Origin of the sequence: Pseudarthrobacter sp. C4D7, from assembly GCF_013359725.1 — a bacterium.
Lineage (GTDB): Bacteria > Actinomycetota > Actinomycetes > Actinomycetales > Micrococcaceae > Arthrobacter.
The window spans coordinates 1-14,270 of the sequence record NZ_JABFMW010000040.1; the positions used below are offsets into that span (position 1 = coordinate 1).

Below are 14,270 nucleotides of genomic sequence, written 5' to 3' on the forward strand. Positions count from 1 at the left end.
TACTGCACCCGGGAGGGTGTGGGAGAGTAGGTCACCGCCGGAACATCATTAACGGAAGGGCCCTGACAACGAACGTCAGGGCCCTTCCCCATTTAACCCCACACCGCAGGACGGCCAAGCGCCCGCGGGTAAGATTGACCCTCATGAGCAGCATCTTCAGCCACGCCCAGGATCCCTCCCACGACGAGAGCCGGGAGGCTGCGGATCCCTTGGAGCCGGTGGTGAACTCTGTCCTGGTACCGGGTCCCGTGGCACGCGCCTTCGCCGGATTCACGGATCATGCACACCTGTGGTGGCCCCTGGAGAAGCATGGTGTCTATGGAGCCGGCTCCTACGTGGAGTTTGAGGAGAACCTCATCCTTGAGTCCGCTGACGATGGCCGAACCAGTATCTGGGGGACACTGGACGACTGGCAGCCGCCGCTCTCCTTCCACGCCACCTGGCACCCCGGAACAACGGCCCTGTGGTCCACCGAACTGCTGGTGGCCTTCCGTGCCGTCGAAGCGGGGACGGAAGTGCGGGTGTTCCATGAAGGCTGGGAGGGGGCCGAAGATCCTGCTGCAGCCCGGGCTGAGTATGTGGAAGCCTGGCCGCTCATCCTGGAAAGGTTTGCCCGGTTCATGGGCGCCGCCGGGGAGGACACCACAGCCGGCAGCTTGTCCTAGTCCGGCCTGCCCGCAGTGTCCGGTGGGACTGCCGTGCTGTGCCTGATGACGAATTCGGTGGGATATTCCTGGTCCTGTGCCGCCGCGGCCGGCCGGCCGCCGTCGGCATCCACGCGGGCGCCATCAAGCAGCGCCAAAGCGGTGCTGGCCGCCAGCTTCCCCTGGCCCCTCGGATCCTGGCTGACAGTGGTCAGCCCAAAGGTCTCTGCCAGGTCGTGTCCGTCGATTCCCACCACTGAAAGATCCTGCGGGACCTGAAGCCCGAAGTCGCGTGCGGCAAGCATGATGCCCACCGCCATCTCGTCCGAGGCGGCAAAGACGGCAGTGGGACGCTCAGCAGCTGATCCCAGCAACCTGCGGCCTGCCGCATACCCGCCCTGGATGGTGAAGTCGGCGGTGACCTGCCATTCAGGCTTCAACGCCAGACCAGCCGCCGCTATCGCCGCGGCGAAACCCCTTTGCCGAAGCCGTGGAAGCTTGAAGTCCCGGGTCAGTTCCGTGGCTCCCGTAAGGTGGGCGATCCGCGTGTGGCCCAGTCCAATCAGGTGGCGGGTGGCCATAGACGCCAGCCCTTCGTCGTCGATCCTGATGGTTGATGCTCCGGGCAGGGCGCCCCCGATGCCCACCATGGGACGGTGTACGGCCAGCAGCTGCCCGATTTCTTCCTCGCTGAGCACCAAGGCCACCGCGATCACGGCGTCCAGGCGTTTCCGCAGCAGAAAGTCGGTCAGGATGCTGTTGCGGCGTTCCGGCTGCTCGCCCACGTTGTACAGGGTCAGGTCATAGCCGGCGTCGAGCAGCGTCTCCGAGACTCCCTCCAGCACCGAGGAAAAATACCAGCGCTGAACGTTGGGTACCACCAGTCCAAGGTTGTGGCTTCGTCCCGATGCGAGGCTTGACGCATGGTAGGACGGGACGAAGCCCAGTTCGTTGGCTGCCTCCTGTGCGAGGCGGCGGCTTCTGGAAGAGACATTGGTCTTGCCGCTCAAGGCGCGGGAAACCGTGGCCACCGACAGGCCGGCCCTGCTGGCAACTTCTTTGATGCCTGGCACGGTCAGTACGCTGCTGGGTCCGGTCCAAGCTGTATCCACGCGGTCTCACCGGAGGCGAGGGCGTTGCCGGGACCGGCCGGCTGGCTCCGGATCAGGACGTGGCCCGCGGGCATCTCCAGCGGCTCATGGTTCAGGTTCATAATCACCAGCGTAGTGCCGTTCACATAGCCCAGGGAGTAACCCGTGCACCAGTCCTCAGCCCATGACAGGGATCCCCTGCCCAGGTCCAGTTCCCGCCGGCGGGCCAGGGCGTCACGGTACAGCGACAAATGCGACGACGGTGATTGCGCCTGCACGTCCCTCGCCAATTCCTTGAAGGACTCCGGAATAGGGAGCCAAGGCTCGCTTCCCGGGCCAAACCCCAGATGCTGTTCTTCGCCCCGCCATGGCAACGGCACCCGGCAGCCGTCGCGGCCAAGCCGCTGGCCGCCGGTGCGGGCGTAAGTGGGGTCCTGGCGCAGGTGGTCCGGAATGTCGATTCCGTCCGGCAGTCCCAGCTCCTCGCCCTGGTAGAGGTAGGCGGCGCCGGGCAGGCCAAGCATGAACATCGAAGCGGCTGCGGCCCGGCGGCGGCCCAGGTGGTGGTCCGGCTGGTGATCTGCCGGGCCGATGCCGTCCCCGTCCCGCGGACCGAGTCCGTTGTACCCGAATCGGCTGGCGTGGCGGACCACGTCGTGGTTGGACAGCACCCAGGTGCTGGGAGCGCCCACCCCGTCAAGGACTGTCAGGGAGTCGGTGATGACCGAGCGGAGCCGGTAGACGTCCAGGCCTGCGTGGAGGTATGGGAAATTGAATGCCTGGTGCATCTCGTCCGGGCGTACCCAGTGTGCCAGGCGGTGGAGGTCCACGCTGGCCTCCGCGCAGAGGATCCGGTCAGGTCCGTACTCATCCAGGACCAGGCGCCAGGCGCGGTAGATATCGTGCACGGCCGGTTGGCCGAACATGGGTGCTTCGTGGCCGGGGTACCCGTCGCTGCTGCCGCCGTCGGCACGGCCGCCCCAGGCCGGCAGCCCGGGGGCCTTCACCAGCGCGTGGGCCACGTCAACCCGGAAGCCCGAGACGCCGCGGTCCAGCCAGAAACGCAGCACGCGTTCGAACTCTGCGTGGACGGCGGGGTTGTCCCAGTTGAAGTCCGGCTGCGAGGAATCAAAGAGGTGCAGGTACCACTGACCGGGTTCGCCGTCTGTTCCGGCCACCCGGGTCCAGGCGGGTCCGCCAAAGTGGGACTGCCAGTTGTTGGGCGGTTCCTGCCCGTACAGGCCGGTCCCATCCCGGAAGATGAACATGTCCCGCTCGGGGCTTCCGGCCGGCGAGGCAAGGGCAGCCTGGAACGCGGGATGCTGCGCGGAGCAGTGGTTGGGGACCAGGTCCACGATGACCCGCAGTCCCAGGCGGTGCGATTCGGCCATCATGACGTCGAAATCGCCGAGCGTGCCAAAGATAGGGTCCACATCGCAGTAGTCGCTGACGTCATAGCCGGCATCCCGCTGCGGGGAACGGAAGAAGGGGGACAGCCACACGGCGTCCACGCCCAGATCCGCCAGGTGTGGCAACTCCTCGGTGATTCCCGCGAGGTCACCGATGCCGTCGCCGTTGAGGTCACGGAATGACCGGGGGTACACCTGGTAGATGACAGCGGAACGCCACCATCCCGGGACCTGGTCAGCAGCATGGATGAGCGTCAGGGGACCAGCACTGACCGAAGTGTCCTGGGTCACAGTATCGACAGACATGGAAGTCAGCATAACCGTCAGGAACGATTTCATGAAAACGCTTCCATGTTTGTTTCACAGGGCCGGGATCCTCTGTCTGCATCATTTGTCCAATTCAACTGGAAGCGATTACAAGCAGCCGCCGCCAGGCCTTTCGAGGCAGCGGACCTAGACTGGGACGGTATGTCCGACGACGGGTGGAGGCTTTGTGGGAAGCATCGTTGACGAGCTGGAAGCTGTCCTGGCTCCGGGCCAGGTGGACACCGGCGAGGTGTCGCTGCGCCGGTACGCCGTTGACCAGGCGCCGGTCATCGATTTCCAGCTTCCGCTGGCTGTGGTGTTCGCCGAATCAGTGGCCGATGTGCAGGCGGTGGTGACGGCCTGCCGGAACACCGGGGTGGCGATCGTTCCCCGGGGCGCCGGAACCGGCGTGTCCGGCGGCGCCCATGCCACCAGGAACTGCATCATCCTCTCGCTGGAGCGGATGGACCGGATCCTCGCCCTGAACCCGGAAGACGAAACGGCCCAGGTGGAGCCGGGCGTCATCAATGCCGTGCTCAACGAAGCCGCTGCGGAGCATGGCCTCATGTACGCCCCGGACCCCGCCAGCTTCCGGAGCTCCACGATCGGCGGCAACGTGGCGACCAACGCCGGCGGCCTCCGGTGCGCCAAGTACGGGGTCACCAGGGACTCGGTCCTGGCGCTGGACGTCGTCCTGGCGGACGGTTCGCTCATCCATACCGGCCACCAGACCTTCAAGGGCGTGGCAGGCTATGACCTCACCGGCCTTTTCGTGGGGTCCGAGGGCACCCTGGGCATCGTCGTCGGAATCACCGTGCGGCTGAAGTACCTGCCCCGGGACGTCCACACGGTCGCCGCGTTTTATCCGGATTTCAGGCAGGCCGCCGCCGGCGTCATGGCGGTGGGAAGGGCCCGTGTCCAGCCCGCCATCATGGAACTGCTCGACGGCGGTACGCTGGCCCAGCTCGACGACATCCACGGGTCCGACCTCACCGCCCGCGGGAAATCGCTGCTGCTGATCCAGACCGACGGGTTCGGGGCTGCCGCGGAAGCGGACGTGGTGCGCCAGGTGCTGCGCGGCAGCGGGGCCACCGTCAGCACCGAGGCCAGCGCCGAAGCCGAGCGCCTGGTGGAGCTGCGGCGGCACAGCAGGGGAACCGAGGTGGACGACGAGTACCGGGTGGGCGAGGATGTCGCCGTTCCCCGCTCCCGCCTGGTGGACTACGTCGCGGCGCTGGAGGCCATGGCCGCCACGCAGCGGGTGCATCTGAAAGTGGTGGCGCACGCCGGGGACGGAAACCTGCACCCCACCTTCTGGATCGACCGGGAGGGGCCGGACGTGGAGGCCGGCGCCATGGAACGGCTCCAGGCAGCCCTGGACGAGTCCATCACCGCTGCCCTGGCCATGGGCGGCACCATCACGGGGGAGCACGGTGTGGGCCAGTACAAGCTGCGCTGGCTGGGCCAGGAGCAGCCCGGGCCCATCCGGGAACTCCAGCGCAGGATCAAGGACCTGTTCGATCCTGCCGGCGTCCTGAACCCGGGAAAGGCTATCTAGGGCTCAGTCGTCCGAATCCGGGTATTCGTCCTCTGACTCATCTGCGCCGTAACGGGACTCCTCAGTCTCCACCTCGAGGATTTTCAGCAGCTCGGTGTCCGGGTTGAGCATGATCGCTGCCTCGTCCCTCCGGTGCCGGAGGATCGAATCGATGTAGGACTGGACCGCTTCCGCCAAGGGAATGTGGCGTTCCTGCTTCTCGGACATGTACCACCGGTGCTCCAGGACCTCATGGACCACCTCGGCGTGCTCGAGCTTGCCGGAGAGATCGCGGGGGATGGAACGCACAATCGGTTCGAAGATCTGGCTCACCCAGAGGTGCGCGCTGTATTCCTCGTCCATCTCCGGGTTGTTGTCCGCCCGGAACGAGTCCATGTCATTGAGGAGCCGGCGGGCCTGGTTCTCCTGGGCATCCAGGCCGGTCAGCCGCAGCAGCCGCCGCTGGTGGTGTCCAGCGTCCACCACCTTGGGCTGGAGCTGGATGGTGGAGCCGTTCTGGGTGGTCTTGATGGCGTATTCCTCGACGTCGAAGCCGAGTTCGTTCAGGCGCCGGATGCGGGCGCCCACCCGCCAGCGTTCGCCCAGCTCGAAGGATTCCTTCTCGGTCAGTTCCGCCCAGAGGCGGCGGTAGCTGTCCATGATCAGTTCGCTGGTGGCCACGGGGTCCACCTTTTCCTCGATGAGGCCGCCGTCCAGCAGGTCCATCAGTTCGCCGGCGATGTTGACCCGGGCAATCTCAAGGTCGTATTCGCGCTGTCCTGTAGAGAGGTCCGGGTACAGCTCCCCGGTTTCGGCGTCCACCAAATAGGCGGCGAAAGCTCCGGCGTCGCGGCGGAAGAGGGTATTGGACAGGGACACGTCACCCCAGTAGAAACCGATGAGGTGCAGCCGGACCAGCAACAGCGCCTGCGCGTCGATCAGCCGGGTGAGGGTGTCCTTGCGCAGCATCTGGGAAAACAGCGCGCGGTAGGGCATGGAGAACTTCAGGTGCCGCGTCACAAGGACGGGGTTGAGCGGGCGTCCGTCCGGAGTGGTCCGCCCGGTGATCACGGCGACCGGCTCCACGCACGGCACATCGAAACGGGCCAGCTTGCGGAGCATGTGGTACTCGTGGCGGGCCACATGCTCGGAGGTTTCCTTGATGGCGATGACGGAGCCGCCCAGGTGGGCGAAGCGCACGATGTGCCGGGAGATGCCGCGGGGGAGTGCCGCCAGGTATTGCGCAGGCCACTCCTCGAGGGCGATGTGCCAGGGCAGGTCCAGCAGCTCCGGGTCCGCTGCCGCCGCGGTGATGTTCAGTGACGAGGCTACCGAGGCCGCCTTGTTGTCATCGGCGCTGGCCGCGACGAACCGCGGCAGCTTGCCGATCTGCGCGTAGTCGGTGGGTTCGTCGTGCCACTGGGCGCTGTATTCCTCGGTCATGGGTCAATTCTTCCGTACTCTGGGCAGCGCGGCTAAATTTTGTGCACGCACCGTTAAAGGCCGACGGCGGCCCGCACCATTTGCGAAAAGGTGCGGGCCGCCGTCGGTTGCGTGGGCGGGCCTCCGGTGGAGGGCCCACGCGGGCACAATTAGTCGCCCAGGCGCAGGCCGGTCTTGGTGTCGAACAGGTGCACGTGGCCCGACTGCGGACGGACGTAGATGACCTCGCCCTTCATCGGAGGACGGCGGCCGTCGACGCGGGCCACGATGTCGTGGTCCTTGCCGTCAAGGTTGGTGTGGCCGTAGACGTAGGCGTCGGCGCCGAGTTCTTCGACGACGTCCACCTCCACCTTCAGGCCTTCACCCTGCGGAGCGGTTTCCAGGTCCTCGGGGCGGGAGCCCAGCGTGACCGTGGAGCCGTGGGCGCCTTCCAGGACATCGCGCGGCACGGGGTACACGGTGCCGCCGAACTGGACGCCGCCGTCAACCACGGGAAGCTCCAGCAGGTTCATGGCAGGGGAGCCGATGAAGCCTGCAACGAAGACGTTCTTGGGGCGGTCGTACAGGTTGCGCGGGGTGTCCACCTGCTGCAGCAGGCCGTCCTTCAGCACGGCGACACGGTCACCCATGGTCATGGCCTCAACCTGGTCGTGCGTCACGTAAACGGTGGTGACGCCCAGGCGGCGGGTCAGGGACGCGATCTGGGTGCGGGTCTGGACGCGGAGCTTGGCGTCCAAGTTGGACAGCGGCTCATCCATGAGGAAGACCTGCGGGTTACGGACGATCGCGCGGCCCATGGCAACACGCTGGCGCTGGCCACCGGAGAGTGCCTTCGGCTTGCGGTCCAGGTACTGCTCAAGGTCGAGGAGCTTGGCGGCTTCACGGACGCGCTCGGCGCGCTCTTCCTTGGAGACACCGGCGATCTTCAGGGCAAAGCCCATGTTGTCGGCCACAGTCATGTGCGGGTACAGCGCATAGTTCTGGAAAACCATGGCGATGTCGCGGTCCTTCGGCGGAACATCGGTGACGTCACGGTCACCGATCAGGATGCGGCCGGCGTTGACGTCCTCAAGGCCTGCGAGCATGCGCAGCGAGGTGGACTTGCCGCAACCGGAGGGTCCCACGAGGACCAGGAATTCGCCATCGGCGATGTCGATGTTGAGCTTATCGACGGCGGGCTTATCTGTGCCCGGGTACAGACGCGTAGCGTTATCAAAAGTAACTGTAGCCACAGTTATCAATCCCTTCACCGGCAGGTACGTGCCGGACGATCCGTTGTGAATGGTTCATATTTATTCAGTTGTGTTCCTGCAAAGTGCTCCAGGCCTGGACCCGGAGCACACAGTGACGCCACACGCTGGTTGTGCGCCACATCACACACAGAGTATGCCAGAAATTGCGCTTATTGGCATAAATGTTACAAACGTCACAGCAGCCGCAGGCGGCCGCCTAGCCGGAAGCGGCCTGCGGATCCTCTTCGGCGACGGCGATGCTCCGCTCCTGCAGCAGGACTTCCAGCAGTTCGGCGACGTGGACCGGAGCCTCCACCCGGTACTGCGCCTGGGTAAAATCGAGGCCCACCTTCACCCCTGCATCACCGGGCTCCAGCCGGCCGAAAGCGTCTTCGTCCGTGACGTCGTCGCCGGCGAACAACACCGCGGTGGCACCGGTGGCCTGCCGGAGGAAGGCCACGCCTTCGCCCTTGGAAGCATTGACCACCGAGGTCTCCAGGACGCGCTTGCCTTCTTTGAGGAAGACGCCCTTACGGTCCTGGAGCGCTGACCGGGCGGCCGCCACGGCGTCCTCTGCCACGTCATCCTCCGCCTGCCGGGTATGGAGGACGACGCCTGCTGGTTTGTATTCCAGCGAGGTGCCGGGAGCCTGCGCGACGATGTCCGCCAGCTCTGCCCGGACTTCCTCAAGGAGCGCCTTCTGGTCGTCGTCCAGGGCAAGTTCGGTAGAGCCTGGTCCCAGCCAGGCCTCGGCGCCGTGGCTGCCGATCAGTAGTGTGTCCACCGGCGGGGAGGCCACCTCGCGCAGGCTGGCGAGGGCGCGCCCGGAGATGAGGGCCGTCGTCGTGCGTGGCAGCACAGCGAGGCCGGCGAAAGCCGCAGCCGACCGGGGAAGCGGCCGGGCGTCCTGGGCCCGGTCCACAATGGGCGCCATGGTGCCGTCAAAATCCATGGCCACGAGCAGGTGCTCCGTGCCGGCAATCCGGCGCAGGGCGTCCCGGAGTTCGGGGGAGAGCGCCAGCGGCGCCTTGGTGCGGCGGCCCTCAGGAGTCATCGCGGACCACCTTTTCGTTCAGTGCGCGCAGGAAGTCGGCGGACCAGTGGTCCACATCGTGGTCCAGGATCTGCTTGCGCATGGAGCGCATCCGGCGCGACGCTTCCCGCGGCGTCAGCTCGACGGCGGCCATGATGGTGTTCTTGAGGCCGTCAATGTCGTGCGGGTTGATCAGCAGCGCCTGCTTGAGCTGGTCGGCCGCCCCGGCGAACTCGCTCAGCACCAGGGCGCCGTCGTTGTTGTTGCGGGCGGTGACATATTCCTTGGCCACAAGGTTCATGCCGTCCCGCAGGGCGGTGACCAGCATGACGTCCGCGGCCAGGTACAGCGCCACCATCTCTTCCACGGGGTAGCTGTGGTGCAGGTAGCGGACGGCGGTGTTCTCCAGGGTGTCGTAGGTGCCGTTGATGTGGCCAACGGTGCCTTCCACTTCCTCGCGCAGGAGCCGGTACTGTTCCACCCGCTCCCGGCTGGGGGAGGCCACCTGGATGAGGGTGGCATCGCCCACCGTCAGCCGGCCGTCCGCCAAAAGCTCCTCGAACGCCTTGAGCCGGTGGCGGATGCCCTTGGTGTAATCCAGCCGGTCCACGCCGAGCAGGATGGTCTTGGGGTTGCCAAGGTCCTGCCGGATCTGCCGGGCGCGTTCAATGATGTCCGGCCTGGCAGCGAGTTCGGTGATCTGCTTGACGTCGATGGAGATAGGGAAGGCCTGGGCCCTGGCGATGTGGGTCAACTGGCCGTTGTGGTCCTTGACGTGCACCTGCTGCTGCTTGACGCTGGCACCCAGGAAACGGCGGGCGGACCGCATGAAGTTTCCGGCGTCGCTGGGCCGCTGGAAACCCACCAGGTCTGCGCCCAGGAGCCCGTCGATGATGGCCTGGCGCCAGGGAAGCTGTGCGAAAATTTCCGGCGGCGGGAACGGGATGTGGTTGAAGAAGCCGATCCGGAGGTCAGGCCGTGCCTCGCGGAGCATCCGCGGCACCAGCTGCAGCTGGTAGTCCTGGACCCATACTGTGGCGCCCTGGTCGGCGTGGCGGACCACGGCGTCGGCGAACCGGCGGTTGACCTTGCGGTAGGCGTCCCACCAGGTCCGGTGGAATTCCGGCGGGGCGATAACGTCGTGGTACAGCGGCCAGAGAGTGGCGTTGGAGAACCCCTCGTAGTACAGCTCCACGTCATCGGTGCTGAGCTGGACCGGGACCAGGTCCATGCCGCCGTGGCTGAAAGGCTTGACCGTCTCGTCCGGGGCGCCGTGCCAGCCAACCCAGGCGCCGTCCGTCTTGGTCATCATCGGTGCGAGGGCGGTGACCAGGCCGCCGGGTGAGCGGCGCCAGCCGGAGCCGTCGTCGCTGTCTTCCCCCTGTGCCACGCGGTCTACGGGCAGCCTGTTGGAGACCACCATGAAGTCGTACTTGGTATGGCCGGCGCGGCCGGAGCCGGAGCTGCCGGCCGTTGCTGTTCCGGCTGGTTTTTCCTGGACGGGTGTTTGCATTGCGGCCCCCTGGGGTTGCTTGTGCCTCTACGCCCACCCTAGCCGGGCGGAATGATCGGGGCTATTCGTCCGTTGGTCAACCCGGAGAATAGTTGAAACCGCAAGCTCTCAGCTTTCTCCCCTAAAATGTTGGGGTGCCACCAAGTGGTCCCCCTTCGTCGACCGACCCAAGGAACTCATGAGCCCCGCAAACGAAGAACGTAAGTCCAAGGCTGAGCGAACCGCAGAGGCGCGGGAAAAAGCGCGCCTGATCCGCGAAGCGCAGGTAAAGAAGGACAAGCGCAACAAGCTCCTGATTGGCTGGGGCATCGTGGCGGCGGTGGTGGCCATCCTGGTGGTGGTGGCCCTGGTGGTCACCAACAGCCTCAAGCAGAATGCGCCGGTTGCGGACCAGGGCCCCGTTCCGGCCAACGCGAATGCGCATGGCGGCGTAACCCTGCTGGCCAACACTGACGTTGCCAAGACTGAACCGGCAACCGTTGACGCAGCCTCCCTGGGAGACGCGCCCAAGACACCGCCCGCAGAAGTAGTGGCTCCGGGCGCCGAGGCGGAGGCCGGCAAGCCGGTAAAGGTGGTCCTCTACGTCGACTTCATCTGCCCCGTCTGCAAGAACTTCGAGGCACAGTACAACGACCAGCTCACCTCGCTGCGCAACGACGGAAAAATCACCGTCGAGTACCGGGCCCTCGGTTTCCTGGACAGCCGGTCCACCACCAACTACTCATCCCGCGCCGCCAACGCGGCCGCATGCGTGGTCAATGAGTCGCCGGAGAAGTACTCCGACTTCGTCAACGCGCTGTTTGCCAAGCAGCCGGCAGAGGGCGGCGCAGGCCTCTCGGACAATGACCTGAAGAAGATGGCCTCGGACATGGGAGTCAACATCGACTCCTGTGTGGATGGCAAGACCTACCGCCCCTTCGTGAAGTTTACGACGAAGGAAGCCGCTGCCATCGGGGTGACCGGTACGCCCACCGTCTTCGTGGACGGCAAGCAGTGGGGCAAGGGAGACAGCGCCCAGACGCCGTTCCCGGACTTCCTGCAGGCAGCCATCACGGCGAAGGGCTAAGGCCCGGAGCCCAGGGCACAGAGCCCGCGCAAGGGCCCGCACCGGATCGTCTCCGGAGCGGGCCCTTGCCGCGTCCGGGGGTGGCTCCGGCGCGTTTTTACGCCCGGCGGCAGTTGGGCTAACCTTATCTAGCGCCTTCCGGGCGCACGCCCTCCAAGGGCACGCCTCCTTAGCTCAGTTGGCCAGAGCACCGCTCTTGTAAAGCGGGGGTCGTCGGTTCGAATCCGACAGGGGGCTCCACACCACCTCCGGGTCTAAGCTGGGTCCATCCGAATAATCAGCCTGCTGACTAAAGGAGGAGGGGTACCATGCCCAAGACCGGCAAGAATGACCATGCCCGCAAGGACGAACTGCCGTCCACCCTGCAGCGGTCAGAGCAAAAAGCCCAGGACACGTTCGCGAAGACCTATGACTCTGCGATGGAGTCCTATGACAACGACGAAGAGCGCGCCGCCCGCGCAGCCTACGCCTCACTGAAGCACAGCTACGAGAAGGTGGGCGACCATTGGGAGCCCAAGGAAAAGCGCGGGCCCTCCGACAAACATGCGGAACAGGGCGTCCGGTCCAGTGAGCCCACTGCCGGAGGCGTGGACGCCAATGCCTCCAAGGAACACCTGTACAAGCTGGCCAAAGAAATGGACGTCAAGGGCCGGTCCACCATGGACAAAGACGAGTTGGTCCAGGCACTCCAGAAGGCCAACGACGCCGCCACCCGCAAAGCCCGCAGCAAATAGCCTGCACTCTTGCCGTCCCGCCGTCCCAAGGTGTCGAATCAGAGGACACGTCCGGTCCGGTCGGCAATGACGCGAGGAGGTTCCAATGTCGGTGAAGAGCGCCAAGGACTCAGCGCGGGCGGCGGGAGGCAGGAACGGGCCTGACTCCAGGCGGGCCGACCAATCCGCCGGCATCGCGGTGCAGGACCCGGCGGGGATCCGGAACGTGGCCCTGGTGGGCCACTCCGGCGCCGGAAAGACCATGCTGCTCGAGGCCCTGCTGGCGGCGAACGGCATGATCACCCGCAAGGGCACCATTGCGGATGGTTCCACGGTCAGCGACTCGGACCCGGCGGCGGTGCACCAGCAGCGTTCGGTCACGGTGTCGCTGGTTCCGCTGCTGGTGGACGACGTCAAAGTGAACCTTCTCGACACACCCGGCTACCCCGACTTCATCGGGGAACTGCGGGCAGGGCTGAGGGCCTCGGATGGCGCCCTGTTTGTGGTCTCTGCCGTGGACGGCATCGATGCCACCACGACCGCCCTCTGGGGTGAGTGCGCGCACATGGGGCTGCCACGCGCCGTCGCCATCACCAGGGTGGACCACCCGCGGGCGGATTACGACGGCGCCCTGGCCGCCTGCCGGAAAGCGTTCGGCGACGGTGTCCTCCCGCTGTATGTTCCGGTGCCGGCCAACGGCGACGCGGCCGGCCTCCTGGGCCTGCTGTCACAGGAGGTCACTGACTACTCCTCCGGGGATCCAACACCCCAGGTCCGCCCGGCGGATCCGGAGGAACTTGCCGCCGCCGCGGCCGCGCGGGGCGCCCTGATCGAGGGCATCATCGCCGAAAGTGAAGACGAAACCCTGATGGACCGCTACCTGGGCGGGGAGGACATCGATACAGCAGTGCTGTCCGCCGACCTGGAAACCGCCGTCGCCCGGGGCTCGTTCCATCCTGTCCTGCCCACCTCCGCCGTCACGGGACTGGGTACCGCCGAACTGCTTGAGGTGCTGGTGCGTGCCTTTCCGCCTCCGTCCGAACGCGGCCTGCCGGCCGCGGCCGGCCTTGCGGGGGAGCCGGCGGGAAAGCTCTCCTGCGACCCCGACGGCCCGCTCGCCGCAGAGGTGGTGCGGACCTCCAACGATCCTTTCCTGGGCCGCGTTTGCCTGGTGCGGGTTTTCTCCGGAACCCTGCGGGAGGACAGCCCGGTCCACGTGGGCGGCCACGGACTGGCGGACCGCGGGCACCAGGACCATGACACCGACGAACGGGTCACCCACATCTACTCACCGCTGGGCGCCAGCCTGCGCCCGGTGCCCCATTGCGTGGCCGGGGACATGTGCGCGCTGGCGAAGCTGGGCAGCGCCGAAACCGGCGACACCATTTCCGCCAGGGAACGCCCGCTGCTGCTGGCCACGTGGGAGATGCCCGAACCGCTGCTGCCGGTCGCCGTGGAAGCGGACTCGCGCAGCGACGAAGATGCGCTCGCGCGCAGCCTGGGACGGATCGCCGCCGGGGACCCCACCTTGCGGGTGGACAGGAACGCTGAAACGCACCAGCTGGTGCTTTGGTGCATGGGGGAGGCGCACGCCGAGGTGGTCCTGGACCGGCTGCGGGAACAAGGCGTGAAGCTGCACACCGTGGATGTGGTCACACCCTTGCGGGAAACGTTTGCGGGTCCCGCCGCCGGCCACGGACGCCATGTCAAACAGTCGGGCGGCCACGGCCAGTACGCCGTATGCGACATCGACGTGGAGCCGCTGCAGCGCGGCGGCGGCTTCGAATTCGTGGACAGGACGGTGGGCGGAGTCATCCCGGGAACGTTCATCCCGTCCATCGAAAAAGGCGTCCGGGCACAAATGGAGCGCGGGGTGGCTGCCGGGTTTCCCGTAGTGGACCTGCGCGTAACACTCACCGGCGGCAAGGCCCACAGCGTGGATTCCTCGGACGCGGCCTTCCAGGCGGCAGGAGCACTGGCGCTCCGCGAAGCGGCAGCTGCAGGAAAGATCCAGCTCCTGGAACCGGTGTCCTCCGTGTCCATCACCGTGGCCGACGAACACGTGGGCACCGTGATGAGTGACTTGTCCAGCCGCCGCGGCCGCCTCACCGGCACCACCTCCTCCGGCGAAGGACTGACGGAGATCGGCGCTGAGGTCCCCGACCAGGAACTCCTGCGCTACGCGGTGGAACTGCGGGCCCTGACGGCAGGGACCGGCCGGTTCAGGCGCCGGTACCTGCGCCACGACCCTGTGCCGCCGACTTTCAGCCCGTCCTGACCGGG

11 protein-coding genes and 1 tRNA gene are annotated in these 14,270 nt (G+C 66.4%); 6 read left to right on the forward strand and 6 right to left on the reverse strand.

Annotated elements, in window-relative coordinates:
* Positions 1-143: 143 nt before the first annotated feature.
* Positions 144-665 (forward strand): hypothetical protein, encoded by a 522-nt coding sequence (locus HNO81_RS18590; protein WP_175319581.1) that lies wholly within the window; start codon positions 144-146, stop codon positions 663-665.
* Here HNO81_RS18590 and HNO81_RS18595 read toward each other — a convergent pair.
* Together HNO81_RS18595 and HNO81_RS18600 are read right to left on the reverse strand one after the other, a co-directional pair.
* Positions 662-1,717 carry a LacI family DNA-binding transcriptional regulator gene (locus tag HNO81_RS18595; protein WP_175319582.1) on the reverse strand — a complete coding sequence of 352 codons (1,056 nt, stop codon included), beginning with the start codon at positions 1,715-1,717 and terminating at the stop codon, positions 662-664. The genes HNO81_RS18590 and HNO81_RS18595 overlap by 4 nt on opposite strands.
* A gap of 2 nt (positions 1,718-1,719) precedes the next feature.
* Entirely contained in the window at positions 1,720-3,450 is a 1,731-nt protein-coding gene (locus HNO81_RS18600) for a glycoside hydrolase family 13 protein (protein ID WP_254703577.1), read from the reverse strand.
* Positions 3,451-3,637: 187 nt separating this feature from the next.
* Here HNO81_RS18600 and HNO81_RS18605 point away from each other — a divergent pair, with 187 nt between their 5' ends.
* Positions 3,638-5,008, forward strand: a complete 1,371-nt coding sequence (locus tag HNO81_RS18605; protein WP_175319583.1) for an FAD-linked oxidase C-terminal domain-containing protein — start codon at positions 3,638-3,640, stop codon at positions 5,006-5,008.
* Positions 5,009-5,011: 3 nt separating this feature from the next.
* Here HNO81_RS18605 and HNO81_RS18610 read toward each other — a convergent pair whose 3' ends face one another.
* From HNO81_RS18610 to HNO81_RS18625, 4 genes are all read right to left on the reverse strand, one after another.
* The gene (locus HNO81_RS18610; RefSeq protein WP_175319584.1) at positions 5,012-6,430 is read right to left on the reverse strand and encodes a DUF4032 domain-containing protein; all 1,419 of its coding nucleotides are present in this window, start codon (positions 6,428-6,430) and stop codon (positions 5,012-5,014) included.
* Positions 6,431-6,579: 149 nt separating this feature from the next.
* A complete protein-coding gene (locus tag HNO81_RS18615) occupies positions 6,580-7,662 on the reverse strand; it encodes a sn-glycerol-3-phosphate ABC transporter ATP-binding protein UgpC (RefSeq protein ID WP_175319585.1) in 1,083 nt (360 codons plus the stop codon).
* A gap of 217 nt (positions 7,663-7,879) precedes the next feature.
* Positions 7,880-8,716, reverse strand: coding sequence for a trehalose-phosphatase (otsB, locus tag HNO81_RS18620; RefSeq protein WP_175319586.1), 837 nt, complete (start codon positions 8,714-8,716; stop codon positions 7,880-7,882).
* Positions 8,706-10,208, reverse strand: a complete 1,503-nt coding sequence (locus tag HNO81_RS18625; RefSeq protein WP_175319587.1) for a trehalose-6-phosphate synthase — start codon at positions 10,206-10,208, stop codon at positions 8,706-8,708. The genes otsB and HNO81_RS18625 overlap by 11 nt, the downstream gene beginning before the upstream one ends.
* 178 nt (positions 10,209-10,386) lie before the next feature.
* On the opposite strand from HNO81_RS18625, the gene HNO81_RS18630 reads away from it, so the two are divergent.
* The 4 genes from HNO81_RS18630 (at position 10,387) to HNO81_RS18645 (ending at position 14,265) form a co-directional block, all read left to right on the forward strand.
* Positions 10,387-11,274, forward strand: a complete 888-nt coding sequence (locus HNO81_RS18630) for a thioredoxin domain-containing protein (RefSeq protein ID WP_175319588.1) — start codon at positions 10,387-10,389, stop codon at positions 11,272-11,274.
* A gap of 163 nt (positions 11,275-11,437) precedes the next feature.
* A tRNA-Thr gene (locus tag HNO81_RS18635) sits at positions 11,438-11,514 on the forward strand.
* 68 nt (positions 11,515-11,582) lie between these two features.
* Complete coding sequence (locus HNO81_RS18640; RefSeq protein WP_175319589.1) at positions 11,583-12,008, forward strand: ChaB family protein; 426 nt, start codon at positions 11,583-11,585, stop codon at positions 12,006-12,008.
* Between the two features lie 85 nt (positions 12,009-12,093).
* Entirely contained in the window at positions 12,094-14,265 is a 2,172-nt protein-coding gene (locus tag HNO81_RS18645; protein ID WP_175319590.1) for an elongation factor G-like protein EF-G2, read from the forward strand.
* Positions 14,266-14,270: the final 5 nt, after the last annotated feature.

Bases quoted from the DNA above. Each gene is read 5' to 3' on its own strand.
- HNO81_RS18590 (WP_175319581.1), top strand. From the start codon at position 144: ATGAGCAGCATCTTCAGCCACGCCCAGGATCCCTCCCACGACGAGAGC.
- HNO81_RS18600 (WP_254703577.1), bottom strand. From the start codon at position 3,450: ATGTCTGTCGATACTGTGACCCAGGACACTTCGGTCAGTGCTGGTCCC.
- HNO81_RS18610 (WP_175319584.1), bottom strand. From the start codon at position 6,430: ATGACCGAGGAATACAGCGCCCAGTGGCACGACGAACCCACCGACTAC.
- otsB (WP_175319586.1), bottom strand. From the start codon at position 8,716: ATGACTCCTGAGGGCCGCCGCACCAAGGCGCCGCTGGCGCTCTCCCCC.
- HNO81_RS18625 (WP_175319587.1), bottom strand. From the start codon at position 10,208: ATGCAAACACCCGTCCAGGAAAAACCAGCCGGAACAGCAACGGCCGGC.
- HNO81_RS18630 (WP_175319588.1), top strand. From the start codon at position 10,387: ATGAGCCCCGCAAACGAAGAACGTAAGTCCAAGGCTGAGCGAACCGCA.
- HNO81_RS18640 (WP_175319589.1), top strand. From the start codon at position 11,583: ATGCCCAAGACCGGCAAGAATGACCATGCCCGCAAGGACGAACTGCCG.
- HNO81_RS18645 (WP_175319590.1), top strand. From the start codon at position 12,094: ATGTCGGTGAAGAGCGCCAAGGACTCAGCGCGGGCGGCGGGAGGCAGG.